This window comes from Microseira wollei NIES-4236 (genome assembly GCF_020521235.1).
GTDB classification, from domain to species: Bacteria; Cyanobacteriota; Cyanobacteriia; order Cyanobacteriales; family Aerosakkonemataceae; genus Microseira; species Microseira wollei.
Map to the genome: position 1 here is coordinate 25,404 of NZ_BLAY01000079.1, position 19,484 is coordinate 44,887.

At 42.8% G+C, this 19,484-nt stretch carries 19 protein-coding genes and 2 pseudogenes; 17 read left to right on the plus strand and 4 right to left on the minus strand.

Annotation, left to right across the window (positions count from 1 at the left end; genetic code table 11):
* Positions 1-29 precede the first annotated feature (29 nt).
* Complete coding sequence (locus tag MiSe_RS24345) at positions 30-1,784, minus strand: beta strand repeat-containing protein (protein WP_226585691.1); 1,755 nt, start codon at positions 1,782-1,784, stop codon at positions 30-32.
* Between the two features lie 13 nt (positions 1,785-1,797).
* On the minus strand, positions 1,798-2,082 hold the full coding sequence (locus tag MiSe_RS24350; protein WP_226585692.1) for a BamA/TamA family outer membrane protein: 285 nt from the start codon (positions 2,080-2,082) through the stop codon (positions 1,798-1,800).
* A 27-nt stretch (positions 2,083-2,109) separates the two neighbouring features.
* Here MiSe_RS24350 and MiSe_RS24355 point away from each other — a divergent pair.
* The 3 genes and pseudogenes from MiSe_RS24355 (at position 2,110) to MiSe_RS24365 (ending at position 4,802) form a co-directional block, all read left to right on the plus strand.
* A pseudogene (locus tag MiSe_RS24355) lies at positions 2,110-3,498 on the plus strand (DUF4407 domain-containing protein).
* A gap of 60 nt (positions 3,499-3,558) precedes the next feature.
* Positions 3,559-4,101 carry a hypothetical protein gene (locus MiSe_RS24360; RefSeq protein WP_226585693.1) on the plus strand — a complete coding sequence of 181 codons (543 nt, stop codon included), beginning with the start codon at positions 3,559-3,561 and terminating at the stop codon, positions 4,099-4,101.
* Between the two features lie 323 nt (positions 4,102-4,424).
* Positions 4,425-4,802, plus strand: coding sequence for a hypothetical protein (locus MiSe_RS24365; RefSeq protein ID WP_226585694.1), 378 nt, complete (start codon positions 4,425-4,427; stop codon positions 4,800-4,802).
* Between the two features lie 46 nt (positions 4,803-4,848).
* On the opposite strand, the gene MiSe_RS24370 is transcribed toward MiSe_RS24365, so the two are convergent.
* A complete protein-coding gene (locus MiSe_RS24370) occupies positions 4,849-4,983 on the minus strand; it encodes a CHAT domain-containing protein (RefSeq protein ID WP_226585695.1) in 135 nt (44 codons plus the stop codon).
* 688 nt (positions 4,984-5,671) lie between these two features.
* On the opposite strand from MiSe_RS24370, the gene MiSe_RS24375 reads away from it, so the two are divergent.
* From MiSe_RS24375 to MiSe_RS24415, 9 genes are all read left to right on the plus strand, one after another.
* Positions 5,672-6,559: an Hsp70 family protein gene (locus MiSe_RS24375; protein ID WP_226585696.1), complete on the plus strand. Its 888-nt coding sequence runs from the start codon at positions 5,672-5,674 to the stop codon at positions 6,557-6,559.
* A 165-nt stretch (positions 6,560-6,724) separates the two neighbouring features.
* Positions 6,725-7,153 (plus strand): hypothetical protein, encoded by a 429-nt coding sequence (locus MiSe_RS24380; RefSeq protein WP_226585698.1) that lies wholly within the window; start codon positions 6,725-6,727, stop codon positions 7,151-7,153.
* Positions 7,154-7,156: 3 nt separating this feature from the next.
* Positions 7,157-7,711 (plus strand): GTPase, encoded by a 555-nt coding sequence (locus tag MiSe_RS24385; RefSeq protein ID WP_226585724.1) that lies wholly within the window; start codon positions 7,157-7,159, stop codon positions 7,709-7,711.
* A 12-nt stretch (positions 7,712-7,723) separates the two neighbouring features.
* The gene (locus MiSe_RS24390) at positions 7,724-10,393 is read left to right on the plus strand and encodes an ATP-binding protein (protein WP_226585700.1); all 2,670 of its coding nucleotides are present in this window, start codon (positions 7,724-7,726) and stop codon (positions 10,391-10,393) included.
* Between the two features lie 11 nt (positions 10,394-10,404).
* Positions 10,405-10,713: a hypothetical protein gene (locus tag MiSe_RS24395; protein ID WP_226585702.1), complete on the plus strand. Its 309-nt coding sequence runs from the start codon at positions 10,405-10,407 to the stop codon at positions 10,711-10,713.
* A gap of 83 nt (positions 10,714-10,796) precedes the next feature.
* Entirely contained in the window at positions 10,797-11,189 is a 393-nt protein-coding gene (locus tag MiSe_RS24400; RefSeq protein ID WP_226585704.1) for a hypothetical protein, read from the plus strand.
* Complete coding sequence (locus tag MiSe_RS24405; protein ID WP_226585705.1) at positions 11,117-11,530, plus strand: hypothetical protein; 414 nt, start codon at positions 11,117-11,119, stop codon at positions 11,528-11,530. The genes MiSe_RS24400 and MiSe_RS24405 overlap by 73 nt, the downstream gene beginning before the upstream one ends.
* An 89-nt stretch (positions 11,531-11,619) precedes the next feature.
* On the plus strand, positions 11,620-12,438 hold the full coding sequence (locus MiSe_RS24410) for a multinuclear nonheme iron-dependent oxidase (RefSeq protein ID WP_226585707.1): 819 nt from the start codon (positions 11,620-11,622) through the stop codon (positions 12,436-12,438).
* Positions 12,435-12,824: a hypothetical protein gene (locus MiSe_RS24415; RefSeq protein ID WP_226585709.1), complete on the plus strand. Its 390-nt coding sequence runs from the start codon at positions 12,435-12,437 to the stop codon at positions 12,822-12,824. Before MiSe_RS24410 ends, MiSe_RS24415 begins: the two co-directional genes overlap by 4 nt.
* 470 nt (positions 12,825-13,294) lie before the next feature.
* On the opposite strand, the gene MiSe_RS24420 is transcribed toward MiSe_RS24415, so the two are convergent.
* The gene (locus MiSe_RS24420; RefSeq protein ID WP_226585711.1) at positions 13,295-15,064 is read right to left on the minus strand and encodes an SWIM zinc finger family protein; all 1,770 of its coding nucleotides are present in this window, start codon (positions 15,062-15,064) and stop codon (positions 13,295-13,297) included.
* A 247-nt stretch (positions 15,065-15,311) separates the two neighbouring features.
* Here MiSe_RS24420 and MiSe_RS24425 point away from each other — a divergent pair, with 247 nt between their 5' ends.
* The 5 genes and pseudogenes from MiSe_RS24425 to MiSe_RS54465 all read left to right on the plus strand — a co-directional run.
* Positions 15,312-16,436 carry an RNA-guided endonuclease InsQ/TnpB family protein gene (locus tag MiSe_RS24425; protein WP_226585714.1) on the plus strand — a complete coding sequence of 375 codons (1,125 nt, stop codon included), beginning with the start codon at positions 15,312-15,314 and terminating at the stop codon, positions 16,434-16,436.
* A gap of 94 nt (positions 16,437-16,530) precedes the next feature.
* A complete protein-coding gene (locus MiSe_RS24430; protein WP_226585716.1) occupies positions 16,531-17,175 on the plus strand; it encodes a PAP/fibrillin family protein in 645 nt (214 codons plus the stop codon).
* 160 nt (positions 17,176-17,335) lie between these two features.
* Entirely contained in the window at positions 17,336-18,262 is a 927-nt protein-coding gene (locus MiSe_RS24435; RefSeq protein WP_226585718.1) for a HipA domain-containing protein, read from the plus strand.
* Complete coding sequence (locus tag MiSe_RS24440) at positions 18,259-19,011, plus strand: HIRAN domain-containing protein (RefSeq protein WP_226585720.1); 753 nt, start codon at positions 18,259-18,261, stop codon at positions 19,009-19,011. The genes MiSe_RS24435 and MiSe_RS24440 overlap by 4 nt, the downstream gene beginning before the upstream one ends.
* Before the next feature lie 313 nt (positions 19,012-19,324).
* Positions 19,325-19,484, plus strand: a pseudogene (locus MiSe_RS54465) (site-specific integrase); the annotation flags it as partial.

Sequence of the window (19,484 nt, forward strand, 5' to 3'; positions counted from 1 at the left end):
TCGGAAAAATGTCGTTAATTTGTTCTGATTCAACGTGCCGGACAGGTAGGAGGATTTTGTCTCATTCGGTTGCTTGCGGTGCCGGTTGGATCGTAAGCTGTGAAAACTACTTGACCTTTCTCGTTCAGTATCCAACCTTGTGCAGGGACGATGGGGAGAGAAGCAGAACGGGGCGATCGCACGGTCATGTCTATGTTTGAGCCAGTTGTGCTAGGTTGAGTTGGTTCGACTAAACTTACCCTCACGGTTCTACTGGAAAGAGCTTCGCCAGGACTGGGGGGAAGTCCGCCGCGACCTGTGACAATAAATTCACTGCCTCTGCCCAAGGTACAGGGGTTTTGGGCGATGAGAGCATCTGGGTCTACAATGGTTTGTGGTAATTCGATTAATCCAGAACTGGGGTCAACATCGGGGGTATTGAAGATAATCTGACCGTTGAGTGCAGGATTGGTTTGCGAAATAGCAGTGATGTCGCTGCTAGACAGCTGAGTGGGGTCTAATTTTACAGGGTCGTCGATCCCTAATTGAGTTTGTAATTCTTCTCTTGTACGTTGTTGTATTCCAAAAATGCCTTGAGCTGTGATTTCTATTTTACCTCCTAACCCACCGAAGGCATTGGCTGTAATATCGCTATTATTAAGTCCAACTAAAACATCTGTGTTGATAGTAATATTACCGCCATCTCCACCTGCTTGTGCGGTGCCTGCGGTGGTAGTTATTTGACTACCACGACGCAATACCAATATGTCTTGTACTTGCAAGTTGATATTCCCACCTTGGCCTGATGCAGTGGCAGCGGAAATAATTCCTTGGTTTTCTAAATTTAAAGAAGGAACTGTAACATTGATTTGACCTGCATTTCCTGGCTTTTGCGCTTGCATGTTGAGTTGAGAACGAACAAACAAGCCACTAGCTGAGCTATCATTGGCAACTATTTGCTGACCGAATGTTTCTATTCTTTGAGAGAAGCTAGGATCGCTGCCAGCAATTGTTATGTTATCGTCAACATTGAGGTTGATGCTCCCTGCATCTCCACTACTGAAAGTAGTTGCCAAAATTTGTCCGCCACCTGTTAGCTCAAGGTTATTGGCATTAACTGTAATATCACCGCCTCTAAAAGAACTTCTGGTGCGTGCGCTCAAAACGGCTGCATCAGCAAGGCGAAATGTATTTGTAGTCACTTTAATTTCACCACCCTGACCAATAGCATCGGCTTCGGTAGTTGTGTATAGACCGCTGGAAACTCCGTTTGTTGCACCGATTCTAGGCAGTTCAGTCATACCTACACCAAAAATGTTTACACCTTTTTCGGCTTGAATGGTTATTCTTCCTGCTCTTCCTTCTCCCGTAGTATTAGAGCGCAGCACTGAGCCATCGCTAACTAACAGAGTATCTGAAACATCAATATCAATATTTCCAGCATCAGCTGACCCTCGTTCACCTATTTTTCCGGCTGTAGCGGTCGCTAATTGAGCGCCATTGGTAAGTGAAAGTGAACCAGCCGTAACCGTAATTCTGATATCACCTCCTTTACCAGTACCGACTAATTCCTCTGCTAAACCGCTACTTCTCTCAACTTCAGTAAATGCTCCACTAACAGCAGGTATGTCATTAATAAATACTAATCCATCAAAAGATACTTTATCTTCAGTCTGAATCGTGATATCTCCTGCGTCTCCTTTTCCCACAGTGCTAGTGCCTAAAAAAGCACCATTGGTGACTGAGAGCGATCGCGCCTTAATATCAATGTTGCCCCCCTGTCCGCTACCTAGTAGTTGTCGCATCTTACCTCTGGCCTCAAAAGGGACTGTATTGTACGGAGAAATATAAACCTTTTTCTTGCAACGTTCTGTCGCTTGAATCAACTTCAATTAGAGGAATGCCATACTCAAATCGGGCAATAAAGCGATCGCTCTGTCGCCACTGTACCCCAAGTCCGACACCCAGCAGGGTGTTGGAGTCTGGATTCTGTCTGCCGGAACTATTCCAAGCCATGCCGAAATCAATAAATGGGATAACCTGCAAAACCCCTTGCTGCCTGGGTAAACGATAAATCGGTATCTGCACTTCTGCGGAAGTCAAAACGCCGTTATCAATGCTTCATTTGGTTTGACAGTATTATTCACCGCAATTTTAGCATCTTTTTCAGGCGGCTATGCCTTCTTTACAGTGTTTCGTTCTTTGTTGTTTTCAGCAATGTTTGGTGCGTTTTGGGGTTTAGGAATAATCGGTAACCTCGATCGGCTTTTCATCATCAATCTTAAAAAGAAACAACGAAAAGGCTGGAGGAATATCCTGGGCTTGGTAGATATCCTAACAACTGCTGTACCTCGCTTAGGTCTTGCTATAATACTAGCCCTAGTGATTACTAAGCCTCTGTAAATAAAGTTTTTTGAGAAAGAAATTGATTCAGAAATTGCCAATAACAATGCCTTAATTTTTGGAGAAAAGGAGAGAGAAATTGGCAAGAATTCGCGGCTAGCAGAACTCCACGCTGCCCTAGAGCGGAAAAATCAAGAAAAAGAGCGGAATAACGAACGAATTGCACAAGCTCGTCAAGCCTATAACTGTGAAATTTCCGGTAGTTCTTCACAAAAGTGTCAGCAACTTGGAACTTCAGGAAAGCAGGGAATTGGTGCCATTGCACAAGGGCTAGAAAGAAACTTATACAAAATTGAAACAGAAATTTCGGCTGAGAATGCAAAGCTTGATAAAGAGGTGGCAGATATCCAAGCTGAGATCGATAAAGTTGAGCAAGATATCCAGAAAAACCTAGCAGAAATTGCAGCGAAACAACAAAAATCGGATGGCCTATTGATGCGACTCAAGACTCTTGAAAGTCTCGGTAAAAAAGACCCAAACATTGCTAACATTAACCTCTTTGTAACCTTGATTTTCCTAATGATTGAGACTTCGCCAATCCTTGTCAAAATCATGTCTCCCTATGGGATTTATGATGCAGCAATGGAAAGTCATGAAAAAAGTTCGATTCACCGTTATGGGAAATCCACTGAGAAAGATTTGGAATTGATTGACTATGAAGTTGAGGCTAATTTCCGCATCATGAAGGAAATCAAAGACTTTGAAGCTGAGAAGAAAAAGATTGTATACCTAGAAATGCGCGGACAGGTCACCCAGATTATTTTGGATCGGTTTAACCTGATGTTACAAGAACTTTTGTCGGAGAAAAGCGAAAGCTTGAAGTCTATTAGGGAAAAAGTCCTCGCTCGAGTCGAGAAACAAATTGAGAATGTATTGTCTAACTACTCTCATGAGATAAGTATTTCAGGTCGAGAGATACAAGAAAAAATTAAGCAATTTCAAGAGGGCATACAAGATGAAATTTTGTCCGATCAGCTTAGGAATTCTAGAACTGACGCACAATTTGAAGATGTACGCAAAGGTATTGATGACTTCACCCAGCAGGTTAATGATTTTAAACAGGAGGAAAAGCCGGAAAATGGTAAATTTGGAATAAAAGAACATGAAGTCTCCTAGACTTCAGTCAATTCAATTCAATGTTTTAAGTATTGATTAATTTAATGGAGAAATATAACCATGAACGACAACAATTTAGATCGGGAAAACTCAAGCATAATCCGCGACTTAAACGCAAACAACTCATCCGCAGTTGACAGGGCTGTAGAGTATGCCAGCCAGATTATACCTCGTAGAAGTGGCTCTTTAAGCTACGGAAATATGTCACTTCCTGCGTCTGTGAAACGTGCGATCGCTATCGGGGATGCCAATTCTGTACAAGTTGAACTCGACTTCCTCAGATCGGCATTAACTCTTGTCAGAAAAACGCAACTTCAGGATCTTGCTGACTACTGTGAGAATTATCGCCAGAGATCGAAGGAGGATAGAGATACAAAAGCTCTAGAATCCAAGATGAGCAGAGCAAAAGCAGCGCAAGAGCAAATTGACAGAACCTTTGAGGATTTGATTGAAACTATTGTGCGAAAAAAATTGGAGGCAGCAGCGACAATATCGAACGATAAGATAAGGGAACTCAGAATTAAGCAACTGGAGAGGGATTTCGAGACTTTCTCAAACTTGCAGAAGCACCTGGTTGAGAAACTCATGAACATTGTCTCATAGAGTAGCGGACACCCTAAAGGGTGTCGCTACACAGACAAAGCCTGCCTTCGCAGGCTTTAAAAGCTTTAGCCCGCCTTCGTGGGCTTCGTTTTTGTGCCCGCTGGCGGTGGGTGTCGGCGTGGATTTGCAAAACTGACTTGCTGCCGGATAAATATTGGATTGAGCGCATCTCTAGCTGTCATAGATGCGCTATTTCCGATTCTGGGCTGTGCAGAACAGCTATAGGATAAAAATTTTCCTATATACTGCATAATCTATTCAACCTATCCCGATAAAAAAGTAGAAACAACTTGATTGCACTCCAAAAAGGAGTAAATTATCCCATGTTAAACACCAAATTTGTGGCTATTTCTGCTCTGTTGGCAACCAGCGTTTCTACTTCTTTAGTTACTTTGCCTGCACTGGCTAATTACGGTGAAATTTCTCGCGATCGCACAACAGAAGCCTTCCGGCAAAATACACCTACATTCCTAATTGCCCAATCCCGCCGATCCTTCACTGTCACAAAAACTTGGAGTGACTCAATTTACATCAAGAGTTCTGCTACGGGCAATGTCTATGATGTTTACTATGCAGGTCGTATTGGTGCGGAAGTTGGTGACACGGTAACTGTAATTATCGACAAAGACGATAAGTGGATTACTATCATCAATGAACGCACAGGCCAATCAGCAGCAGTAACCAGTGTCAGACGAGTGTAGATATTGCAATCAGGACGTAGTAGTAATTTGAAAAACCCTCGTATTTCTACTCGCCCTGAAGAATAAAAGCCACCCAAGAATAAGCTTGGCGTTTCTCCTGCCACATCGATATTTGTGCCGCTCTCAGCGCTGCTGCGGGTGGCAATTTTTCTTCGAGCATTTTATGATAAAATCGAGCCATTATTTAGGCTGTTGAATCATCCCGCATGTTTTTAACAAATCAATAGCTATTCTTCCTTTACTCGACTTTTTACGCCCGGAGCAAGATAACTGGATGAATCAGGAGAAGTTTTTGATCGCGCACAGGCTAGAAGTGCTGATAACTGGATTTAATTAGAGTTTAGCGTCGAAGTTGGCGATCGCTTCAGTGTCAAAGTTGCGTTAGGGGACGCTAGCTACACAGAGGACTTTGTGAGTTAAGGCCAAAAATTTTTTTGATTGAGGCTGCATATTTCTCCAAACCCGATCCGATACATAGATAACAGGCAAGCTGATAGACACGACTACTTCTGTGGGAAAGTCAGGATACATACAGAAATTAGCTTCCTGTGCCAACTTTAGTTTGAAATACAGGAGAAATACAAACTTATGCCGACTCAAGGATCTAATTCGCCGAAGAGCGCTTCAGTGTCAAAGTCGCTGCGGGGAATGCTAGCCATACAGAAGATTTTGCGGCCTAACGAAAAATTTTTTTAGCTGTCCTGCATATTTCTCCAAACCTAGCCCGATATAGGAGTAGCAGGAAAGCTGAGAGAGACAATCCACTAAGAGCCAACGCACTAAGCATTTTACTTTAAGTGCTTTGGCTGAAGGATTTCTCTATCTCAAATTAGTTCTGTAAAAAACCTAATTCAAAGTGAGGTAACCTCTTGAATTATCGCAATAATTATGGTATTGATTTGGGTACAACTCACTGGCGCTTTTTCCAGTTCAATGCGTCAGACAAATCTCAAGCTCCACAACCTTTATCTCTAACAATTTGCGATCCAGCCCGACATTACTTATCTGCTGCTTTATTGCTGGATAAAGGTAGCAAAATTTTAGCTTGTGGAGAAAGAGCCTATGAAGAAATAGCTCACCATGAATCGTCTATAGGCGTAAATTTGCTAGATGCTTTTAAATTATGTTTGGGTAACACTCAAACGGTTGTAGCATCTGACCCGAATAGACGTTACACTCACCAAGAAGCATTAAGCTATACAGGAAAACTGCTCTCAAAAGTAGTAGAGCGACTCCAAGAGGAAAAACCCAACTGTTTAGCAACTAATAACCAGTTTATTTTTACTCACCCCGTACATTGGGGTAAAACAAAAAGTAATGGTGAAATTGAAGGAGAAATCCTCAATGATTTTGCTGTAACAATTAGAGCTTATTTTCCCGCTAGATTGCACGACAATATCCATTTTGTAGCGGAACCAGAGGCAGCTTTGATTAGTTTATTTCAGACTAACCAATTACAAGAATTAGCAACAGGATATACTCTGATTGTTGATATTGGTGGTGGCACTACCGATCTGGTAGCGGGAAATTTGACGGCTGAAGGTTTGCAGGATATTCGCTATTTCGGTGCAGCTTATGGGGGGAATCATTTCGATCGGGTAATTGCAGACTCTATCGCTGAGAGGTTAAATTTAGATAGCTCGCAACAACTATCATTAGATAGACAATTACGCTATTATGGTCGCAAGTTTAAGGAGAATCTGAGTCAACAAGCACGAATTAATTCTAGTCAGCTTTTCACTATCGTCGCTCTGTGATTCTAGGTGAAGTTGCCATTGAATATGCTCGTAATGACTTCCAATGGGTGGGTGATAAGGGAGCCACAATCCGACGTTGTAAAGAAATTGCTTCACAGCATTACTTCAGTATTCAAAAGAAAAATAAGTAATCACACGCTCGATTCAATTAGTGATGAGGTACTGATGATGTCTAAACAAGAGCGCGCCAGAGAATGGGTCAATAACTATGCGATAACAGGAACAGGAATAGTCGTTGCAGCAATTGTTCCTGGATCTACTTCGGTTGCTTTGATGGCGATAGAAGCGACAATGTGCTTTCACATCGGCAGAATTTATCGCGGTGATGACTTTTCGATGAAAGAAGCAGGCGCGATCGCTGCAAGTGTCGGTTTAGCAGCCGTAGCAGGTCAAATCGTCGCCTTGGAAGCATTAACCTTAGTACCTTGGGCGGGATGGGCTGCTAAAGGCGCGATCGCAGGTGGCATCATCAAAGCATTAGGAGAGGCAATTATTAGCTATTACGAAAATAAAGATGCCCAGTTTTCCCCAACTTCCACAGTTACATTTAAAACCCAGACAATTGAAATTGTCGAAATTAAACCCCCTAAGTAAATCATTACTTTAGTAGGAGCTACAAGCGCAGGTAAATCTAGCACAGCTAATGCTTTATTAGGTTATGAAGCTTTCTCTGTTGGCGCTGAACATGGGACAACAACACAAGTCAACCAAAAAGATTACATCAGAGGTTATTCGCTCAGAGATACACCGGGGTTAATGGATGATACTAACTTCAATGGAGTTGTTTGGGAAGCTATCCAAGATAGTGAATTAGTCATCTATGTAACCGGAGATGGTCAACTTTATCGGCAAGAATTAGAAATTGTCCAACGCATCCGCGAAAGTCAGATCCAGTGGGATAAAGATTCTGAGACAATTGGACATCGCCAATTAGCACTTTATGTGAATAGGGAAGATGTCAAGCAATTTACTATGGATAGCAAAACTATTCAGCAGGAAGCTAATTTAATTAGAAACCAAGTCAGCCAATGGATACCCTCTCACAAAGTAGTATTTGGAGCTTCAGCACCCCTCGCTAGAGGAATTAGGCAACCACCCAGAATAGAAGCTCTAGAATCTTTAATTAACTCTCACATAAACAATCGAAAATAATTCAATAAACCGATGCTATATCCCAATTCTATAGAATTACACAACACTCACCCCGTGTCAGAGGCTATTCAACAAGCCGATGTTATGTCTCTGTCATTGCTGTTTAGTTTAGGACGCTATTACTTAGATATTCCTTTTGATAAAAGTAATCCGATCTGGAATATCAATACACCAACAACCCTCTTAGAAACACCACACTTTCTGTTGTTGGAACAGGTAGGTAATCCTGTAGCTATTGCCACCCAACAACCGTTAACAGCCTTGCAAACTGCTTTATCAGCTTGTCATGCACCTAAACAATATTCCCTAATTTTTATTGTCACCAGTGACGGCGTGCAAAATCGCATATATTTTGGGGTTCGCGGTCATAGTTCCATTAACAATTCCTATCAATTTGTAGAAAACCTGGGAAATTTTATCCAAGGAAACTGGTCAGGAACTAGGCTGAAACGGTGTAATAATCAAGAATCACCACTTGTTACCAGTTTGCATAATATGGATTATGCTGTTGCGCTCACAGGTGTACCTTCTCTCAAACCTGGCGATGGACAAGGCTACCCACAAACTTTAGATCGTCTAATGCGGGGAATGAGAGGCAAAAAATATGCCTATGTTGTCATTGCTGAACCTGTTAAGAGAACCGAAGTTGATGGGGTAATTTATCAATGCCGCAATTTATTGAGTTTGGTACATTCTCTGACTAAAATGAACCTTTCCTTAGCAGAGACAGAGGGAACCAGTGAAAGTACTAATTCTGGTGGCAGTAAAGGTAAAAGTATCAGTGGCATCAATACAGATTTTACTACCAGCTTATTGCTGGGAGCCAACGGATTAGCTGATATCTTTCCTCCGGCTGGATTATTAGCAGCTTTTGCGTCAGTGGGTTTACCTTTTTTAAGCTCTAAATTAGGCTGGCAACAAACACAATCGGACAGTGAAAATATTAATTGGGGCAATAGCTTTAGTAAAAATTTTAGTCTGTCCCGCACAATCGGCAAAGAGTATATTAACGCCCACGCTCAAGCAGTAGAAGCTCAATTACAAAGATATACAACTCGTTTTGAACAGTCGGGAAATATGGGCTGCTGGAATGTAGGTGTTTACTTACTAGCTCAAGACCCAATAACAGCCCAACAAGGAGCAACTCAATTAACATCTCTCTTGAATGGTGAAAAAAGTTGCTTTGAGCCAATGCGACTGCATGACCTTAATCCAGTTTGGGCAAATGGTGTACAAGTTGCTCTCAGCGACTTGAGACAATCAGAGATAGAAATATCTGTGGTTAATCTCCAACAGGGAAAAGATGTACAACATCCTTTGGGAAATTTATTTAATGGCTTGACAACTCCTTTAAATACGGAAGAATTAGCATTGTTAGTGAATCTCCCCCGTCAAGAAATACCCGGAGTGCGGGTAATGCCAACAGCTAGTTTTAGCCTCAATCCTCCTGTTACTTCAGATGCGGCAGAAATTCAATTAGGAGATTTATTAGATGGAGGAGAACCGACACCTTTAAAATACAAGTTATCTTTGAAAACCTTGACAAAGCATACTTTGGTGACGGGTATTAACGGAAGTGGTAAATCTACTACTTGTTTAAAAATTATCCGCGAAATGCTAAGATTGAATATACCTTTTTTAGTGATTGAACCTGCTAAGACTGAGTATGTAGAGTGGGCGCTCGCGCACAATCAAAAATTACCTCCAGAAAGTCCTGACAGAATCGCCATCTATATGCCTGGTGAACATTCTGCTCAGAGAATGAAAGAATTAGATCCACTAATTCTCAATCCTTTTGATATCATCTGGTTGGGTACGGAAGAAATCCCTCAAGTTTTAGCTCATATAGATCGATTAAAATCCATATTTAATGCTTCCTTCCCCATGCAGGAGGTTTTACCAGTGTTATTGGAGGAAGTTCTGTTTGCTACTTATAGAAAACCCTTTGATTGGCTTGGCGATCCTTTACCGGATTTTAGTACCCCCCGCCCCACTCTGACGCAGATGTTGGATAAAATTAGACCTGTAATTAAGGGAAAAGGTTATGAAGAAAAAATTGCCGATAATTTAATCGCGGCTTTAACCACGCGAATTCAAAGTTTGCGTCAGGGGTGGAAGAAAAAGTTATTTGACCAATCTCAATCAACTCCTTGGTCAAATTTATTCGATCCTCCGGCGGTAATCAACATTTCCTATCTAGGGGATGATGCAGATAAATCGTTTATAATGGCTTTAATTCTGCAATTTCTGTATGAATATCGGCAAGCACAACGAGATTCTCCCAGAGTTCCGAAAACATCAGCAGGAGCGCTATCTCATTTACTGATTATTGAGGAAGCACATAGAATCATGTTGCGTACAGGTCAAGCGACAATGGAACAAGCTAATCCTCAAGCTAAAGTCGCTGAAATGTTTTCTAATATTCTCTCAGAAATTAGAGCTTATGGACAAGGTTTATTAGTGGTCGATCAAGTTCCATCTCGGCTGATACCTGATGCGATTAAAAATACGAATTTGAAAATAGTGCATCGCTTGGTAGCAGCCGACGATCGGCAAACAATGGGGGATTGTATGGGGTTAAATCCCGAACAGTCTGCGATGATTAATAGATTAAGGCCGGGACAAGCGATCGCTTATGGTGACTTAGACGATGCTGCTGCTTGGATACAAGTGAAAGATTAGGAGAAAAAACCATGAAAACACTAAAAATTGTTAATTCTCAAAAACAAGCGATCGCCTCGATTGGTTGGGAATCTCCTAACCAGTTGACCGTTGAAGTCTTTGACCCTAAAAGTGAAACCGATCTCAATGCACTTCTGGTTCAAGCTAAACAAAGGGGTATTCCCTACCGTCAAGGTGGTCAACCTCAAGCCAATTTAATGGTAGATGAACAAATCACCATTGGCCCAGATCATGAAATGTTTTTGGAAGCTTTGTCGCAAGCGATCGGACAATTAAAATTTGGGGTTCAGAGAGTTTTTGGTTTAATTCAGCCAAACTAAATAGCTTAGGTAGGGATAATTTATGAATTCTCCCTAGAGACTACTAAAAGTTTCTAAAAAATTAACGCGAGGAGCTAATAACCATGAGTAACTTAGAATCTTTTTCTCAAAAGCTTGAGACAGGCGAAGTAATTTCACCTGAAATCATTAATCAGACAGAGATTAGTAAATTTGAACTGAGTAATATAGCAGCGACTGAAGACATCGCTGACTATATTAGCGAAACTATACCCTTATCTCATTTAGAAAACTGTCCAGCTATTCGTTATGAACCCGTACCTAACGAACTCTATCCGAATGCTAAAGGCACTTTTGAACGAGATCCCCATCAAATTTGTATTTGGGGTGAACAATTTGCTGGCCCCCAAGAACTCATTGCAACTCTGACTCACGAAGTCGGCCTGTGCATGAAAATATTATCGCTAACAATCCCGAACTTGCCGAGAAGTGGTCAAATTTACACCAAGAAAGTTTAGCAACCTATCAGCAAGATGGTTTTGGGTTTGTCACAGAATACGCACGCACAAACCAGTATGAGGATTTTGCTGATACTTATATGACCTACATTGGCGATCCCGAAAAGCTCCAGTTTTACAACCCAGAAAAGTATGAATTTATGAAAGATTATGTATTTGCTGGAGAGGAGTATCCTCCCCGTTTACTAGGTGGATACTATCTGAAAGAAGATGGAACCTATGATTGGAGTCTGTTTAACGAACAGGGTGAACCCAAGGTACTTTTCTGGGACCCCAACTCTGGAACCTGTGATGGCTCTTTTAATACTTGCAGCTACAGTACCAATGGTTGCAGTCCCTAATAAACTCCCCGGTTTCTTTAAGAAATCGGGGCTTTTGGATGACTGGGTAATGAGTGCTAATGTGAATATTAAAAATCAGGGTTTCGCCAATGGCTATTGAACTGAGTTTAAGCGTTAATAATCTTACAGAGTTTTCTATATATGAGGAGGCTAGTCAGGCTATTCGACATCAAGGTAAATTACCTTTTGTCGAAATACTCTGGGATAATTATTGTCACTTATCTCCAGATAAATTAGTAGAATATTTATCTAGTTTTAGCGCTCGCATTGCTTTTCATATCATGTGGTCAAGATTTCTCGATCGCACTGACGACGAATTTACTGAATTTCTGCAAAGACTGAAATTTCATGTTGATGAAGTTCAACCTCTCTATGTCTCGGATCGCGTCTGTACTTTCCATCAAGGAAACGTATATGTCAAATCAGCCTTAGAATTTAACTATGAAAATCAAGAAGAAGTTTGGCGCAGAATCGAGCGTTATCAAAATTCTATAGGCAGACAAGTTCTTTTAGAAAACTTTGCTTCGATGACATCTGAGGGTTACAAACAAATAGAATTTTTCCAGACGATGTTGACTAAGACAGGATGCGGAGTTTTATTTGATATTTCTAATGCGAGAGTTGCAGAATACAATGAATTTACAGGTTTAACAGATTGGATAGATTTATTAAAAGGGGTGCCTGAACTACGCTGTCATGTCGGTGGCTATGAGTATAATTCGGATTTCAATTATTATCGAGATAGTCATGGTGACGATATATCAGCACAGACATTATTCGATATTACAAATGCGATCGCTTGTTTAGATGTTCAAAGTATTTGTTATGAAAGAGAACATCACAAAATTAGTCATAAAATGGCTCAAGACATTGCTAAAATAGCTGAATTAACCGGAGTTAGTAAATGAGTGAATTACTATCGAAAACTCTAGCAAATGAATTATATATGGCAGATGTATCAGCAAACTACTCTCTACCCAAGCATTACATCTGGCAATCACCTTTATTGTTACCTCAAGATTTGAGCGATGTTGATGAATTTCATAAACGAGTTAAGAAAGCCGGAATTTTATGGCTAAAAAATGACGATTTGCGACCTTTTAATTTGTTGATACTTACCCATAAAACAGCGTGGATGTCTTACATATTCCAACGCGCCCAAATTCCTAATCAAGAGCCAATAATAGCAGGGCCGATACCACGTCGATTAATTAGAAAAGGTATTATTATACCACCATACCCTCTAATTTTCCAAGAGTCTACGGAACTATGGGACATAAGCAGAAGTAAATAGCAAACTAGACGACAAGTGCATAATCTGTCTTTTTTATGGAAGACCTTTATAACAGTATTGAGGGACTGCGAAATCAGTTAAGACAAGAGTTTAACCAAACCCAAGTGTGAACTGAACTTCAGGAGTTAGAAGAACGCAGGCAAGTCGAACAAGAGTGGATGAATATCGTGCATGAGGCGGTATCAATCAACCAAAAACTCGGAAGCTGAAGACTGAAATTAGTTACCCCAAATCTAATAACTGAGCTATCTTTGGCAACAATCGATTAAATTATTTTACCAAGATAGCTGTATTGGGTAACTCATCAAGTATTCCTCCCAAATACCTACAGCTGTGAATTCGCTTGGATTGGAGAAGAACAGAAGTCTTATTTGCAGCCGTTTGACATAATTCTGGACTGTACAGGGAGTGATTCTCTTCTCTACCATTTAGAACATTTTGCCTGAAAGAATGAAAAAATTGAAGTTTCCTTATTCCAAATCCCTCACTTTGAGCAATCCTATTAGTTTGTATTTACGAGCGTGAATTTGCATTAACTGATTCTTATAAACCGACCACTCAGATTGGCGTCCCGATTGCATGTAGGCAGCACGGACATACTGAAGCCACTCTACTGCATAATGATAAGCATCTGCCTTGCCTCTCTCTATAATTTCCTCAGCGCGATCGCGAGCATTTTTTATGACCCAATCCGGACGTTGAGCAACGGCTGCCTTCATAACCCGATGAACCAATTTATGGTCAAAATAAGCCTCGTTGACGGTAGCGATCGCTTCATCAATCAACCCTTCATGCAAAAAGATATCCACCTTCGCCCTCTGAGTTGCCCATCCAGTCTGACTCCGCAGATGGTTTAATAAATCTGTCTTGATATTTGACCAAGCTTGAAGAGCCAATTCTTCCACTTTGGTGTAATCTTCAAAGGAAGGTCTGGCTTGAAAGGCGAGGATTCTGGTATTAAATGTAGTTTCGCGATCGCCCAAACTTTGTGCTAATTCGCTCGTCCAATTTGCCAGATCGTACTGACAATTACCCGGTAAATCCAGCCCGTTTTGAGCAATTTCTAGAGCTTCCTGAATGGCCTCTTGTTGCCTCAACATTTGGGCTAAAGCAAAGGCTTCCTCCTTTGTCTCCATTTGATTTTGGGCAGCATCCATCGCTTCTGAAATGCGACCCAAGCGAGCCAACATGGTTATATAGGGTTGCGTTTGTCCGGTGGCTTGCGCGAGGTACAAATATTCCTGATAGCGCTCTTGACGAGCGAGAATAAACAGGCGCGTCAAAATTAAATCATCGGCATAGATGGGTGGATAATTTTCCCATAACTCCAACTGTGTCTCTCCCTGGAGAATGCGCTGAAGTTGCGGGTCATCCCAACCTTGGCGCAATGCCTCCAAACTCATGCCAAAATCTACATTCCACTCATCCTGCAATGCTTCTAGATTTATTTGGAGGTCAACCTGTTCTTGGGGTGTTAAATCTGCACAGAGAATGGCTTCGGTAATGGCGGCATCTAATTCTTGTGCGATCGCATCATTGTCCGCACCATAATCTGCAACCTCATCCCAAGAATCCACACAACTAGATGCGATCGCTTGTAACACCACCAAGGCATTATAACTATCTCCCCGTTCGATCAATTCTTCTGCTTGCTGGATTAATGGCAAAATATCATCTGTAATTGGGTCTTCTTCCCATCCTTCCTCTAAACGACGCACGCTATCCCGTAAAATCTGCTGCACTTGGCGTCGGAAGGGAGTTGGATCGATCGTTGTGCGATTGGACGATGGGGAAGGCCCTTTTGAAGGGGTAGGAGTTGCAATTAGGTTAACGTAGCGCTCGATAGTTTCAATTAGTTCTGGGTAATCCTCTACTAAATTTTGCACTAACCGTTGAGTTTGCAGATGATCTAGACGATCTAACAACCTTTCTAGAGGAAGACGCTGCTCGATTTTTTCTGGCTGATGCAGACAGACGAGTGCGGCAGCGACAATATGCTTGCACCATCCTCCATAATTGTAGGCGCAGGTGCAGTCAGCGAAGGTGAATCCTGCACTGTCGAATTGGAAGGTGACGCGATAGGGGTGAACTTCGCTGCCTTCTACTTCAGCTTGTAATGTGTTGCCGCGCTGAGTTAGGGTGGCAACAGCATGGGAGCGGTAGTAAGCTTCACCGCGCTCAAAGGATTGGCTTGTGGCGTGGTGGCGAATCGTGGCTTCGTTGAGGTTGGGAATTGGCATTTGATGCTCTCCCAGCTTGTTGGCAGCGTCGATTATAGATTACCAAAGAAATGGGTATAAAGCCCCGTCCTTCTAGGACGGCTTTTTCTTTATCTTAAGGCTTCTAATGAGTTCCCTTAAAACATCTGATGCGCGATCTTCCGGTAAATTCGCAATACGTTTCTAGCTGCTGAAATTCTTCATCGGTTAGCCTAAAAAATACACTTTTTTTCATGGCACAAGTATATCGGAATGATATACTTGTGCCATGAAAACTCTGAAGTTCAAGCTATACGAATCGCATCGCAATAAGCACCTCAAGCGGTCTATCAATGCTGCCGGGGTGATTTATAACCATTGCATCGCACTCCACAAACGGTACTACCGGATGTGGGGAAAGCATTTGAATTGCAACCAGCTTCAGAGTCATATTGCCAAGCTGCGAAAACGTAAACCATTCTGGCAACAGGTTGGCTCTCAGGCAGTACAGGATATCTGTCAACGCATCGAGAAAGCCTATCAATTTTTCTTCAAGCATCACAAAAAAGGAGTTAGACCGCCATCATTCAAGAAAGTTAGAGCTTACAAATCGTTCACCCTGAAGCAAGCAGGATATAAGTTTCTCTTTGGCAATCGGATCAAGATTGGAAGTCGCGTTTATCAGTATTGGAATTCCAGAGAAGTAGAGGGAACGGTCAAGACATTAACCGTTAAGCGGACTCCACTAGGAGAGTTGTTTATGGTTGTAGTTGTTGACATTGTTGAAGAAAGAGAAACCAAATTCGAGACGGGTAAAATCGCTGGATTTGATTTTGGACTCAAGACGTTTCTCACTTGCTCAGACGGAACGAAAATTGAATCGCCGCAATTCCTGAAACACTCCATCAATGCCATCAAGAAAGCTAGTCGCACCCATTCCAAGAAAAAGAAAGGTTCAGTCAATCGGGAACGAGCCAGAAAGAATTTGGTTCGCCAGCATGAGGACGTGGTGAATCGTCGCTCAGATTGGTTCTGGAAACTCGCGCATGAGTTGACAAATCGATTCGATGTGCTTTGTTTTGAGACGCTGAACCTGAAAGGAATGCAGCGATTATGGGGACGTAAGATCTCAGATCTGGCGTTTGGGGAATTTTTGCAAATTCTCGAATGGGTTGCCACCAAGAAAGGCAAGCAAGTCGTTTTTATTGATCGGTGGTATCCGTCCTCTAAAACCTGTTCGCATTGTGGTCATGTGCTAGAAAGCCTTGATCTATCGGTGCGTGAGTGGCGTTGTCCGTCGTGTCAGACCGTGAACGGTAGAGACGAGAACGCAGCTAAAAATATTTGTGCGGTTGGGGCATCAACCGCTAAGTTAGGCGATGTAAGACAGGCTCCGCCTGCAATTGCTGTTTGAGCTTAGAATCCCCGTGCGTTCACGCCGGGGAGTATGTCAAAACATGTCGGTTCCTGCTGTTGACAAACAGATTTAGTCATTTCAAAGCATACAAGTGGAAAAGCAAAACACGATCGGGGATGAAACAACCAGATTAGCCTTGAAAACTGAACTGTTGCAACGAGTGGAAGCATTAGGCACAAATCATGCCCTATTTCCATCACCAGCACCGCCAATCGATCAAATTGTCCAACAGTTAGAGAGTCTTAATCCCATTCCACGCCCGCTAAGTCCTAACCATCTCCCTTCTCTACTTGGTGACTGGCAATTAGTCTACGCCTCCAGGGGAACGGTCGTCACGCGAACGATCGCATCGATGCCAAATATTTGGGGAGGAATCCAACTCGAACGGGTGTGGCAAAAGTTGGTTGCAGGTAATACTGGGAAAATTTCAGCTGCTAACGGTGCTTTTCTTAACTTACCCTTGCTAGGTGAGTGGCAGTTGCAGGCTTACGGAACTTGGGATTGGGGACAAGATGAGCAGGTGGCAAAGGTGACTTTTGGCACATTTTCAATCCGAGCCACCAAACCTTTTGGTTCCTCTAGCTGGAATTTACCGTCATTAAAAATCCCAGTATTGGAATTCCTCCGAAAAGAAGCTTTGTGGACAACTTCCTACTTGGATGCAGAAATTAGAATTGGGCGAGGAGCAACAGGGAATCTGTTTGTATTTCGTCGCGATCGCCAGCTGGTGAATTAAAAACGACACACTGCATTGGCTCTTGTGGCAGCGAAGTAGGAAAAGTTTGTGCAAAAATCCGCCTGACAAGGCGGATTTTTAACCATCGACTGACACAGGCAGATTGAATTTTTTAACGTTGTAGCAGGGGAGCGCAAGCTTTCAGCGAACAGATGACCTCATGAGTCCACCTTTTCCGATTATCGTAGTTCCAACAGATGCAGCCGTTGCCACCGAGGCGATGGGAACCAAATTCAAATTCTGGTTCCACCACCCGGAATTGGGCTATTGCCTATACAAACAAGCCCGACCAAACACCGGGGAAGATTGGGCAGAAAAGATAGCTTCCCAGTTGTGCGAGTTACTCGGACTGCCTCATGCCCGAATTGAACTAGCCACCTGGAATCACAATCGCGGCACGGTTTCCCCTTCCTTTGTACCCGATGCTGGCACTCTGATTCAGGGAAATGAGATTCTTGGCCCAATGGTGCCAGACTACCCACAATTCCAAACCTTTAATGTGTCGCAACATACCCTCGATATCGTGCTAACAGCCATCAGCAATAAGGTGGTGCAACTGCCCCTTTCCTGGATACCTCCACAGGGCATCACAACAGCAGTGGAAACCTTCGTCGGTTACTTACTATTGGATGCTTGGATTGGTAATAGCGATCGCCATCATGAAAACTGGGCATTTATTGAAACCCCTATAACCTCATCCACATCGCCAGCAACGCTAAATTTAGCCCCCACCTACGACCACGCCTCCAGCTTGGGGCGGGAATTGTTGGATGTCAAGCGGCAAGAAAAGCTTAACAATCGTTCCGTCTTAGCCTACGCAGAAAAATGCAGATCCGCACTATATATTCAAGTAGGAGACAGAAATGCCCTCAAACCTTTGGATGCCTTTCGATTAGCTGCACAACGTTATCCTCTTGCTGCTAGGGTATGGCTAGAACACCTAGCTGGCGTATCTATGAGAGACACACAGGCGCTGTTTAACCGAATTCCCAACGAGTTCATTTCAGAAGTAGCGATCGCCTTTGCTCAAAAAATCTTAGAAATCAACCAACAACGACTGCTTGACCTGCAAAAAGAACTACCATGAAGACAATATTTCTAGCTTGGCAAAACCCACTGGATCGCACTTGGTTTCCGATTGGGCGGTTAACCTTTGACGGCACTACCTATCAATTCCTTTATATCCAAGGCATACTAGCAGCACAACAGCAATACGGCTTCAGGTCGTTGCCGTCGTTCCCAGAATTAGACTTAGTTTATCAATCGCCAGAACTGTTTCCATTATTCGCCAATCGTCTCTTGCGTCGCAGCCGACCCGACTACGCAGATTTCTTGCGGTGGTTGAACATCCCAACCGATCGAGACGACCCAATGGCAATGCTAGCGAAAAGCGGAGGGCAACGGGCTACAGACACCTTGTTTGTCTTCCCCTGTCCAGAGCTAGATGAGAATGGATTCTACCACTTCCACTTCTTTGCTCAAGAACTGCTTAATTTGCCACCATTAAGTGCTAGTCGAATTAGCCGCTTACAGATGGGCGAGTTGTTGCGTATAGTTGGCGACCCTGAAAATCCGTATGACCGCCGTGCCTTGATGTTGTGTACTGAAGATGATGATTTAGTAGGCTATTGTCCCCGGTATTTGTCCGATGTTGGCTTTGAGGTGTCGGGTCAATCTCCCTCTTTAATGGATGTGGAAGTTGAGCGCATCAATATGCCTCCTGCACCACTCCAGTTCCGCTTGCTCTGCCACATGACAGTACAGATGCCGCAGGAGGAGCGCCCGTTCTTGGGTGCGATGTACCAACCACTAAACGCTGTGAAGGCAGCAGCTTGACCGCGACCATAGAGCTTGCACTTGTAACAATTTTTTACCTTAGTTGTCCCGGTGAGAAATTAGGTCAAATTTAGGGAAAAAATTGGCTTCAAAATTGAAAGAGCCTACATACAAGGGCATTGAGACAGCGAGTTCACCTTTGTGGTTCCACCATTCGTGGGTTCGAGTCCCATCGTTCGCCCTTCTTTTAGATCTTTCCAACCCCCGCTCCTTAAGCCTTTGGGTAGAATAATTCTATGTTTTTCGCAACTCTATAGGACTTTAATCAAGCCCTAATAGCCCTACAGAATTAGATCAACTTTAGGACACTTAAGTGGCACAGAAGGATCGATTGGCAGAGATCAACGCCGAACTCAAAGCGGCAAATATCGGCGTGCAGGTGCGCCAAAGAGGAAATCGCCTATGCTTAAGGGCAACACTACCGCCCCAGCCTGGGAGTGAAGACAAAAAGCCGCATCAACAGCATATAGCGC

Bases quoted from the DNA above. Each gene is read 5' to 3' on its own strand.
- MiSe_RS24345 (WP_226585691.1), bottom strand. From the start codon at position 1,784: ATGCGACAACTACTAGGTAGCGGACAGGGGGGCAACATTGATATTAAG.
- MiSe_RS24360 (WP_226585693.1), top strand. From the start codon at position 3,559: ATGAACGACAACAATTTAGATCGGGAAAACTCAAGCATAATCCGCGAC.
- MiSe_RS24365 (WP_226585694.1), top strand. From the start codon at position 4,425: ATGTTAAACACCAAATTTGTGGCTATTTCTGCTCTGTTGGCAACCAGC.
- MiSe_RS24370 (WP_226585695.1), bottom strand. From the start codon at position 4,983: ATGGCTCGATTTTATCATAAAATGCTCGAAGAAAAATTGCCACCCGCA.
- MiSe_RS24380 (WP_226585698.1), top strand. From the start codon at position 6,725: ATGATGTCTAAACAAGAGCGCGCCAGAGAATGGGTCAATAACTATGCG.
- MiSe_RS24390 (WP_226585700.1), top strand. From the start codon at position 7,724: ATGCTATATCCCAATTCTATAGAATTACACAACACTCACCCCGTGTCA.
- MiSe_RS24395 (WP_226585702.1), top strand. From the start codon at position 10,405: ATGAAAACACTAAAAATTGTTAATTCTCAAAAACAAGCGATCGCCTCG.
- MiSe_RS24400 (WP_226585704.1), top strand. From the start codon at position 10,797: ATGAGTAACTTAGAATCTTTTTCTCAAAAGCTTGAGACAGGCGAAGTA.
- MiSe_RS24410 (WP_226585707.1), top strand. From the start codon at position 11,620: ATGGCTATTGAACTGAGTTTAAGCGTTAATAATCTTACAGAGTTTTCT.
- MiSe_RS24415 (WP_226585709.1), top strand. From the start codon at position 12,435: ATGAGTGAATTACTATCGAAAACTCTAGCAAATGAATTATATATGGCA.
- MiSe_RS24420 (WP_226585711.1), bottom strand. From the start codon at position 15,064: ATGCCAATTCCCAACCTCAACGAAGCCACGATTCGCCACCACGCCACA.
- MiSe_RS24425 (WP_226585714.1), top strand. From the start codon at position 15,312: ATGAAAACTCTGAAGTTCAAGCTATACGAATCGCATCGCAATAAGCAC.
- MiSe_RS24435 (WP_226585718.1), top strand. From the start codon at position 17,336: ATGAGTCCACCTTTTCCGATTATCGTAGTTCCAACAGATGCAGCCGTT.
- MiSe_RS24440 (WP_226585720.1), top strand. From the start codon at position 18,259: ATGAAGACAATATTTCTAGCTTGGCAAAACCCACTGGATCGCACTTGG.